We start from the raw sequence: 8,244 nt of genomic DNA, 5'->3' as shown, positions 1-8,244 counted from the left end.
TTAGAGAGTTAGAGAGTTAGAGAGTTAGAGAGTTAGAGAGTTAGAGAGTTAGAGAGTTAGAGAGTTAGAGAGTTAGAGAGTTAGAAAAGATAAGAAAAAAAATATCGTGGTATAGCCGGGGGGACTATACCACGGGTGCCAAGGACACCTTCGCTTGCTGCCGGAGTGATATGGCGAGCCATATCACCTCTGGAATATCTTTGAAGAGAAGCTGTTTCCCTTCGATGGATTAACTATACGACCCGTTACTTAATTTCCTTATAAAAATAACGCCAACCTAACCCCAAAAAAACGACATGTTTTTAAGTTGTTGTTTTTTAGGGCTTAATTGTTTTCCGTGATTTTAGTACTAGTGATCTAGTGTGGTGGTATTTGTTTAAAGTGACGGAATTGACGTAATTGTTTTTGACGTTTTGTACGTCATTAAAAATGGAAACATTGATTTCACGCATAATATATAAGGTTATTGAGCGATAATATTATTGGTAATAATAATATTTCTTATTCACATTAAGTAAGCATACCTATGAAGTTATCTAAATTGCAGCAAGGACAAAGTGCCACCGTGGTTACCTTAACTGGGCTAACGACAGATGTACGAAAAAAGCTAATGGTGATGGGGCTACTACCCGAAACAGAGGTGAAGTTAATTCGTCGTGCCCCAATGGGAGATCCGCTCCAAGTGGAAGTGCGAGGTGTTTCAATCGCGATTCGAGAAAACATCGCTGCTGCAATCGAGGTAAATTAAGATGAACTATAAGATTTTAACTGTCGGTAATCCAAATAGTGGCAAGACGACATTATTTAATGGCCTGACCGGAGCAAAGCAGCAAGTCGGTAACTGGGCGGGTGTGACGGTGGAAAAAAAGACCGGGCACTATTCTCATGCTGGTAACGAATTTAGTCTCACGGACCTGCCGGGAATCTATGCACTAGATAGCGGAAATGACAGTAATAGTATTGATGAGTCGATTGCATCGAGGGCAATAGTAAGCCAAGAAGCCGATCTAATTATTAATGTTGTCGATGTTACCTGCTTAGAGCGTAGTCTTTACATGACTTTACAGCTAAGGGAGTTAGGTCGCCCAATGGTTGTTGTTCTGAATAAAATGGATGCGTTAAAACGTGAGCGACAGGCTCTTGATATTAAAAGCTTAGAAAAGCTGCTTGGTTGCCCTATTTTCACTCTCTCTTCCAATAACAAGCAGCAAGTTATCGCATTCAAAGACAAACTACATAAATCTCTAATTCAGGGAATTGCGCTAAAAGACTTTGCTTTGGATTATGGCCATGAATTTGAAAAAGCCATCGGCGCTGTTAGCCCAATCTTCAAAGGGCAATCAGTGTCAGATCGAGCATTGGCGATTCGCTCGCTAGAAAATGATTTGTTAGTCACTAACTCATTAAGTCAAACCGAGCGTTCCGCTATTGAAGTACAGCAAAAACAGTATGGTGGCGATGTTGACTTATTGGTTGCGAATGTAAAGTACAGTTACTTACATGAATTGTGTAAACAAGTTCGCCGAGCGGAAGGAAAATTGAGTCATAGCTTTACTGAAAAAGCAGACAATCTAATTCTAAATAAATGGATTGGCGTTCCATTTTTCTTTGTTGTTATGTACCTAATGTTTATGTTCTCTATCAACATAGGCAGTGCATTCATCGACTTCTTCGATATTGGTGTGGGCGCTTTGCTAGTTGATGGCGGTCACTATTTATTTGACGATCACTTACCCGTGTGGTTTGTCACACTAATTGCTGACGGTGTTGGCGGCGGTGTGCAAACTGTTGCGACCTTCATTCCTGTCATTGCATGTTTGTATCTATTCTTAGCTGTATTAGAAAGTTCAGGCTACATGTCTAGAGCAGCATTTGTTCTTGATAAAGTAATGCAGAAAATTGGCCTTCCAGGTAAGGCATTCGTTCCTCTTGTATTGGGATTCGGGTGTAATGTACCTGCGATTATGGCGACGCGTACGCTAGATCAGGAACGTGAAAGAAAGTTAGCGGCTTCAATGGCACCGTTTATGTCGTGTGGTGCTCGTCTACCGGTATACGCTTTGTTTGCTGCAGCGTTCTTTCCTGATAGTGGGCAAAACATTGTATTCGCGTTGTACCTTATGGGCATTGTTGCTGCAGTTTTCACGGGCTTATTCTTAAAGCATACCTTGTACCCTGGCTCTAGCGACAGCTTAGTTATGGAGATGCCTGATTATGAACTGCCTACTTTACAAAACGTATTGATTAAAACATGGCAAAAGCTCAAAAGATTTGTTTTGGGGGCAGGTCGTACTATCGTGATCGTAGTAACCATCTTAAGCTTCCTTAACTCTGTTGGCACTGACGGCTCTTTCGGTAACGAAGACAGTGAGAACTCTGTGCTATCCAAAGCAGCTCAAGTTGTCACACCAGTTTTTGCACCAATCGGAATCAATCAAGATAACTGGCCTGCAACGGTGGGTATCATTACCGGGATTTTTGCGAAAGAAGCGGTTGTTGGTACGTTAAATAACCTATATACCTCTGCAGATTCTGAAGAAAGTGAATACGATTTACTTGGTAGCTTGAACGAAGCGGTAATGTCTATCCCCGAGAACCTTACGGGCTTAAGCTTTAGTGACCCATTAGGTATTGAGGTTGGAGATCTGACGGATTCAGCTGCAGTGGCTGAAGATCAGGAAGTTGATTCCACTATTTTTGGAAACCTTAAGTCTCACTTCGTGAGTGGGCACGCAGCCTTCGCTTACCTAATCTTTATTTTGCTATACACACCGTGCGTTGCGGCCATGGGTGCGTATGTAAAAGAATTTGGTAGTAACTACGCACGCTTTATCGCTATTTGGACCATGGGGTTAGCTTATGGAAGTGCCGCGCTCTATTACCAAGTGGCTCATATTGCTGATCACCCTGTAAGCAGTGGCGCTTGGATAGTGGTAATTATCGCTGGATTTGTCGCAACTTATGTTGCTTTTAAGAAGGCAGGTCAAAAGCAGCATACGTTAGAGGCTCAAATAGCATGATTCTTGATGAATTAAAGCTCCAGATCGAAAAATCAGGAACTGTATCAGGCCGAGATCTAGCAAAACAATTCTACCTAACGGAAGACGGAGCTGATGCAATGCTGAATGTGCTGATCAATAAAGGACAAGTGTCACGACTCATAGATACAAACAAAGCGAATCATGTGACTCGGATTAGATATAGTTTGGCAAATCGCAGCGATCTGGCTATGACAGTCATGATGTAGTCTAAATTCACGAACTGAACTAATGGAGAAGCCGCTTATTAAGCGGCTTCTTTGTTTTCGTCGGTCTTAACATCAGTATGTCCGAGTCCCAAAAACTTAAGGCCAATGCTGAGTAATAAAATTGATAAGGGAAGAACCAGTATATCCCAGCCAATGCTGTCGAAATTGATCAGAACGAGTTCTAGGAATTTGACGAATAGAATGACGATGATAACTTCAGCCAAAATATTTTTCAGGTGGCCGATGTTCGGGGTTTTAATCCAGTTTAATACCTTGATTTTTTTACCATTGACGTCGTCTTTGTTCGCAATGAACAAGGTGTAGATACCATGAGCAAAGATGAATAAGACCAGTGCGACTAAAAATGTATCGAGAGATTTAATTAAATAAGATATAGCAATATCAGCGCGATCTAAATGTGCCAAACTGGCGGGTGGTTGGTCATTTAGAACGAAAACGGCAAAAGCTGAGTAAGTTTTGGCTGCGCCCATAACAAATAGCAATAATGAAGCTAGCATGGAGCAAACAATAGCAATCCAGCTGATATGGCGAAATAAGTTGAAGGTTTGTTTCATGATGGGCTCTCTATGTTGTGTGGTAGAGAGTATACGCAGAGACAATTAAAGTGATAATAGGATAATTTTGTGATTTATTATTACATAGGAGTAATAATGGTTGATGCCCAATCAGTAGGCATCAACAAATTCCGAGATCGTTAAGCTTTTTTAAATAGAGAGCTCAAAGATAGGACATTTTGAATGCGAGTCAGGATTGTTGCTTGCTCTTCTTCACTACGCTGCTCACCCTTAGTGTTGCCCCATACTGGGCCAGGCCATGCGATGTCATCCTTAAAACGTGCAATATGATGAATGTGCAGTTGTGGCACCATATTACCCAACGCGCCAAGGTTTAACTTATCAGGTTGGAAAGTTGCTTCTAGCGCTTGGCTTACGGCTTGAGATTCAAGTAAAAACTGCTGCTGTTCTTGCATTGGCAAGTGGTGCAGTTCTTTTAGGTTTTCACGCTTCGGAACCAAAATAACCCATGGCACAGCGCTATCTTTACTTAGTAGTGCAAGGCTTAATGGAAATTCGCCGATAAGGGTTGTGTCTTTTACTAATTGTGGATGAAGTTCAAAGCTCATTATTGTTATCCATTTCGATTTCTTGAATTCAGTATACGTTAGATAAAACAAAAGGTTGATGCTCTCACATCAACCTTTGTACTTAATCTTAGTAACCCGAAGGTAAAATTACATGCGCTCTAGAGTATCAATACCTAGAAGCGACAGGCCTTGCTTGATAGTCTTCGCTGTTAGTGCAGCAAGCTTCAGACGGCTCTGTTTAACAGCTTCGTCTTCTGCTACTAGGATAGGGCATGCTTCGTAGAAGCTAGAGAACTGACCTGCTAGTTCGAATAGGTAGCTACACATGATGTGTGGTTGACCTTCACGAGCAACAGATTGAACTGCTTCTTCAAATTGTAGAAGTTTTGCGATAAGTGCTTTCTCTTTCTCTTCAGTGATTTTGATTTCACCTTCAAGAGAGTCCATAGATACGCCAGCTTTAGCAAATACAGAAGCAACACGAGTGTATGCGTACTGCATGTATGGCGCTGTGTTACCTTCGAACGCAAGCATGTTGTCCCAATCGAACACGTAGTCAGTAGTACGGTGCTTAGAAAGATCCGCGTACTTAACCGCTGCCATTGCAACCGTGTTAGCGATCGCTTTCTTCTCTTCTTCTGCTAGTTCTGGGTTCTTAGATTCGATCAGCTGTGCTGCGCGAACTTCCGCTTCATCAAGAAGGTCAGCTAGACGAACCGTACCGCCTGCACGAGTCTTGAATGGCTTACCGTCTTTACCTAGCATCATGCCGAACGCGTGGTGCTCAAGAGACACAGATTCTGGGATGTAACCTGCTTTACGAACGATAGTCCAAGCTTGCATTAGGTGTTGGTGCTGACGAGAGTCGATGAAGTAAAGCACGCGGTCTGCGCCTAGCTCTTCAAAACGGTATTTTGCACAAGCAATATCAGTTGTTGTGTAAAGGAAACCGCCGTCTCGCTTCTGGATGATAACGCCCATTGGGTCACCATCTTTGTTTTTGTATTCATCTAGGAAAACAACTTGTGCGCCGTCATCTTCTTTAGCAAGACCTTGCTCTTTTAGGTCAGCAACGATGCCAGGAAGCATATCGTTATACATGCTTTCGCCCATCACGTGGTCACGAGTCAGCGATACGTTTAGACGATCGTAGTTACGCTGGTTTTGAATCATTGTCACATCAACAAGCTTCTTCCACATTTCTGCGCAGAACTCATCGCCGCTTTGTAGTTTCACTACGTAGCCACGAGCTTTAACAGCGAACTCTTCGTCTTCGTCGTAAAGCTTTTTAGATTCACGGTAGAAGCCTTCAAGGTCAGCCAGTTCCATCGAAACTTCGCCAGACTCAGCCTGAACGCGCTCAAGGTTTGCGATGAGCATACCGAATTGAGTACCCCAGTCACCGATGTGGTTAGCACGAATAACTTTGTGGCCTAGGAATTCTAGTGTACGAACAACGGCATCACCGATGATGGTTGAACGCAGGTGACCAACGTGCATTTCTTTTGCAACGTTTGGTGCTGAGTAGTCAGCAACAATTGTTTGTGCTTCATCTTCTGCAACGCCAAGGCGAGAATCAGAAAGCGCAGCGTCTGCTTGTTTTGCTAGGAACGCTTCATCTAGGAAAATGTTTAGGAAACCTGGGCCTGCGATTTCAATTTTAGAAGCGATACCGTCTAGGTTTAGAACGTCCAATACTTTTTGAGCAAATTCTCGAGGGTTAGTGCCTAGTCGCTTTGCAACGCCCATAACGCCGTTTGCTTGGTAGTCACCAAATTGTGGTTTTGCTGATTGGCGGACAGCAGCAGGAGAGCCCGCAGGTGCGCCAGCGGCTTCTAGAGCCTGAGATACTTTGTCATTAATTAGTGCTTGGATATTCACACGCGTTTCCTTCAATTCAAGGATGATAAGAGTGGCTGTTATTTCGTGGTCATAGATTTCGTTAATCATGTTGCCAGTTAACGATTTAATGATGAAATGAACAACAGACTCTGTTTAAGTTCACAAAAATGGCGGTAATCATACCAATTTTGTGAGGTTTCTTATAGGTCGAATTGATAGAAAATTAACATTTCCTAGAGGGTTTTTGACAATAGACTTTCAGCACCACAAGTTTGCTTGTGAAGGAGGCTTAGATTGAACACTGATAGTGTGTTTTTTACAAAAGCAACGCTTGTTGAAGAGAGCGAAACTGATAACATGCAGCGATTATTTGGAGAATACAGACAATGACGATGAGCCTGAAGCAAGCCGCACTAGAACCACAACAAATGATTGACCGTCTTGATTCGTTTATGACGAAAATTGAGAGCCTTGGAAACAAGCTAGGTTTAGATTTGAGTTTTGCTCAAGCGGATCATATCGCGTTAAGAATCAATGAAACTGAGCTTGCCAAATGCGCCCATCAGGCATGGTCTGAATACGGTTCAACTATTTCAGAGGCGATGATCAATGGCCGCCCAATTGTAGTGTTGGCTTTCGATGAACCGCTGCAAAGCCTTGGCTGGAAAATTGAATGTTTAGAGTTGCCATACCCAGCAGCAGGTAAGGTTTATCCAAGTCAAGATTGGGAGCACGTAGAGTTCGTGGTCCCGTCTCATGCGCAAACCGCTGACGAATATTTAGTGGATCTTAAAGAGACCTACCCAGAGTTTGCAGCTAAGTTCGACACTTTGGCGGAGCAAGGCATTAAGACCAAGCTCTCAAGTCCTAAAGGTGAAGGAGAGCGTTTGAACAACCCTACGGTTGCATTCAAACATCAAGGGATTTGCATTAAGCTACACCCACATTCATTGAAGAAAATCGTTGAGTCAGAGCAAGTCTAATTATTCGTTAAGAACTCAAGATAATTTAGATACAAAAAACGCGTAATGGGCTTAGCCTATTACGCGTTTTTCAATATTGAGTAAGAACCTGTGTTAATTCGTAGACTTACAGGATTACTGTCTTGTTACCGTAAACAAACACGTGATCATTGACGACTTTGTTAAGCGCTTTACTTAACACGTTCTTTTCTACGTCTCGGCCTGCTTGTGCCATGTCTTTCGCGCTGAAGTTGTGGTCAACAGGGATAACGTCTTGCTTAATGATCGGACCTTCATCAAGATCATTTGTTACAAAGTGAGCCGTTGCTCCAATGATCTTCACACCGCGCTCATAAGCTTGTTGGTAAGGTTTCGCACCGATGAATGCCGGTAAGAAACTGTGGTGAATATTAATGATCTTGTGATTGTATTTTTCAACAAATCCTGGCGTTAGCACGCGCATGTATTTCGCCAAAACAAGGTAATCGGCTTCGTATTGATCGATCACTTCCAGCATTTTCTCTTCGTGTTCTTCACGGTTGAGGCCCTCATGTGATACGCAGTGATAAGGAATATCAAAGCGCTCCGTCAGAGATTGAAGCGTGTCGTAGTTGCCGACTACCGCAGCGATATCTACATCTAGGCTACCGTCGTAGTTCTTCATTAAAATATCGCCTAAGCAATGTGCTTCTTTGGTCACAAGAATAACCACACGCTTGCGAGATGAGTCCACGAGTTTACGTTTAGTGTTCTCTGGTAAAGCTTGGTCTAGATCCGCCAAAAACGTTTCATCATTAAAATAGCCTGCAAGCTCAGTTCGCATGAAAAAGTGGCCGCTAGTGTTGTCTACAAATTCATTGTTGTGAACGATATTGAGTTGGTGCTTGTAACAAATGTTGGTGATTTTTGAAATGAGTCCAGGGGCATCTGTGCAGTGCGTTAGCAGTGTTTTCTTTTCCATTATCATCTTACTTCCATGAAATATTTTTTTTATTCTAAAAATTAATTATCGGCTGTCGAACGGTGAACTATGCCGCAATATGAGAGCTATAATTAATCTATTATTGAGTTGGTTTCAACAAAATCTA

8 protein-coding genes are annotated in these 8,244 nt (G+C 42.5%); 4 read left to right on the top strand and 4 right to left on the bottom strand.

Annotation, left to right across the window (positions count from 1 at the left end; translation table 11 throughout):
• The first annotated feature begins 526 nt into the window (after nt 1-526).
• The 3 genes from ACHUFI_RS06245 to ACHUFI_RS06235 are packed head-to-tail and all read left to right on the top strand — an operon-like array spanning nt 527 to nt 3,247.
• On the top strand, nt 527-748 hold the full coding sequence (locus tag ACHUFI_RS06245) for a FeoA family protein (RefSeq protein ID WP_394247474.1): 222 nt from the start codon (nt 527-529) through the stop codon (nt 746-748).
• A gap of 1 nt (nt 749) precedes the next feature.
• Nucleotides 750-3,020, top strand: a complete 2,271-nt coding sequence (gene feoB, locus ACHUFI_RS06240) for a Fe(2+) transporter permease subunit FeoB (protein WP_394247473.1) — start codon at nt 750-752, stop codon at nt 3,018-3,020.
• A complete protein-coding gene (locus ACHUFI_RS06235; RefSeq protein ID WP_394247472.1) occupies nt 3,017-3,247 on the top strand; it encodes a FeoC-like transcriptional regulator in 231 nt (76 codons plus the stop codon). Before feoB ends, ACHUFI_RS06235 begins: the two co-directional genes overlap by 4 nt.
• A gap of 38 nt (nt 3,248-3,285) precedes the next feature.
• On the opposite strand, the gene ACHUFI_RS06230 is transcribed toward ACHUFI_RS06235, so the two are convergent.
• From ACHUFI_RS06230 to argS, 3 genes are all read right to left on the bottom strand, one after another.
• A complete protein-coding gene (locus tag ACHUFI_RS06230) occupies nt 3,286-3,822 on the bottom strand; it encodes a YqhA family protein (protein ID WP_394247471.1) in 537 nt (178 codons plus the stop codon).
• A gap of 140 nt (nt 3,823-3,962) precedes the next feature.
• Nucleotides 3,963-4,391 (bottom strand): HIT family protein, encoded by a 429-nt coding sequence (locus ACHUFI_RS06225; protein ID WP_394247470.1) that lies wholly within the window; start codon nt 4,389-4,391, stop codon nt 3,963-3,965.
• Nucleotides 4,392-4,499: 108 nt separating this feature from the next.
• Nucleotides 4,500-6,233 carry an arginine--tRNA ligase gene (argS, locus tag ACHUFI_RS06220; RefSeq protein WP_394247469.1) on the bottom strand — a complete coding sequence of 578 codons (1,734 nt, stop codon included), beginning with the start codon at nt 6,231-6,233 and terminating at the stop codon, nt 4,500-4,502.
• A 347-nt stretch (nt 6,234-6,580) separates the two neighbouring features.
• On the opposite strand from argS, the gene ACHUFI_RS06215 reads away from it, so the two are divergent.
• A complete protein-coding gene (locus tag ACHUFI_RS06215) occupies nt 6,581-7,177 on the top strand; it encodes a VOC family protein (RefSeq protein WP_394247468.1) in 597 nt (198 codons plus the stop codon).
• A gap of 106 nt (nt 7,178-7,283) precedes the next feature.
• On the opposite strand, the gene purU is transcribed toward ACHUFI_RS06215, so the two are convergent.
• Entirely contained in the window at nt 7,284-8,117 is an 834-nt protein-coding gene (gene purU, locus ACHUFI_RS06210; RefSeq protein WP_394247467.1) for a formyltetrahydrofolate deformylase, read from the bottom strand.
• Nucleotides 8,118-8,244: the final 127 nt, after the last annotated feature.

Source organism: Vibrio profundi, from assembly GCF_043642225.1.
GTDB lineage: Bacteria > Pseudomonadota > Gammaproteobacteria > Enterobacterales > Vibrionaceae > Vibrio > Vibrio profundi_A.
Note: the sequence above shows the minus strand (reverse complement) of the source record. Positions and strands in the feature narration are given on the sequence as shown.

Excerpts from the sequence above, each read along its gene's own strand:
- ACHUFI_RS06230 (WP_394247471.1), bottom strand. The coding sequence starts at position 3,822 with ATGAAACAAACCTTCAACTTATTTCGCCATATCAGCTGGATTGCTATT.
- ACHUFI_RS06235 (WP_394247472.1), top strand. The coding sequence starts at position 3,017 with ATGATTCTTGATGAATTAAAGCTCCAGATCGAAAAATCAGGAACTGTA.
- ACHUFI_RS06215 (WP_394247468.1), top strand. The coding sequence starts at position 6,581 with ATGACGATGAGCCTGAAGCAAGCCGCACTAGAACCACAACAAATGATT.
- feoB (WP_394247473.1), top strand. The coding sequence starts at position 750 with ATGAACTATAAGATTTTAACTGTCGGTAATCCAAATAGTGGCAAGACG.
- purU (WP_394247467.1), bottom strand. The coding sequence starts at position 8,117 with ATGGAAAAGAAAACACTGCTAACGCACTGCACAGATGCCCCTGGACTC.
- ACHUFI_RS06225 (WP_394247470.1), bottom strand. The coding sequence starts at position 4,391 with ATGAGCTTTGAACTTCATCCACAATTAGTAAAAGACACAACCCTTATC.
- ACHUFI_RS06245 (WP_394247474.1), top strand. The coding sequence starts at position 527 with ATGAAGTTATCTAAATTGCAGCAAGGACAAAGTGCCACCGTGGTTACC.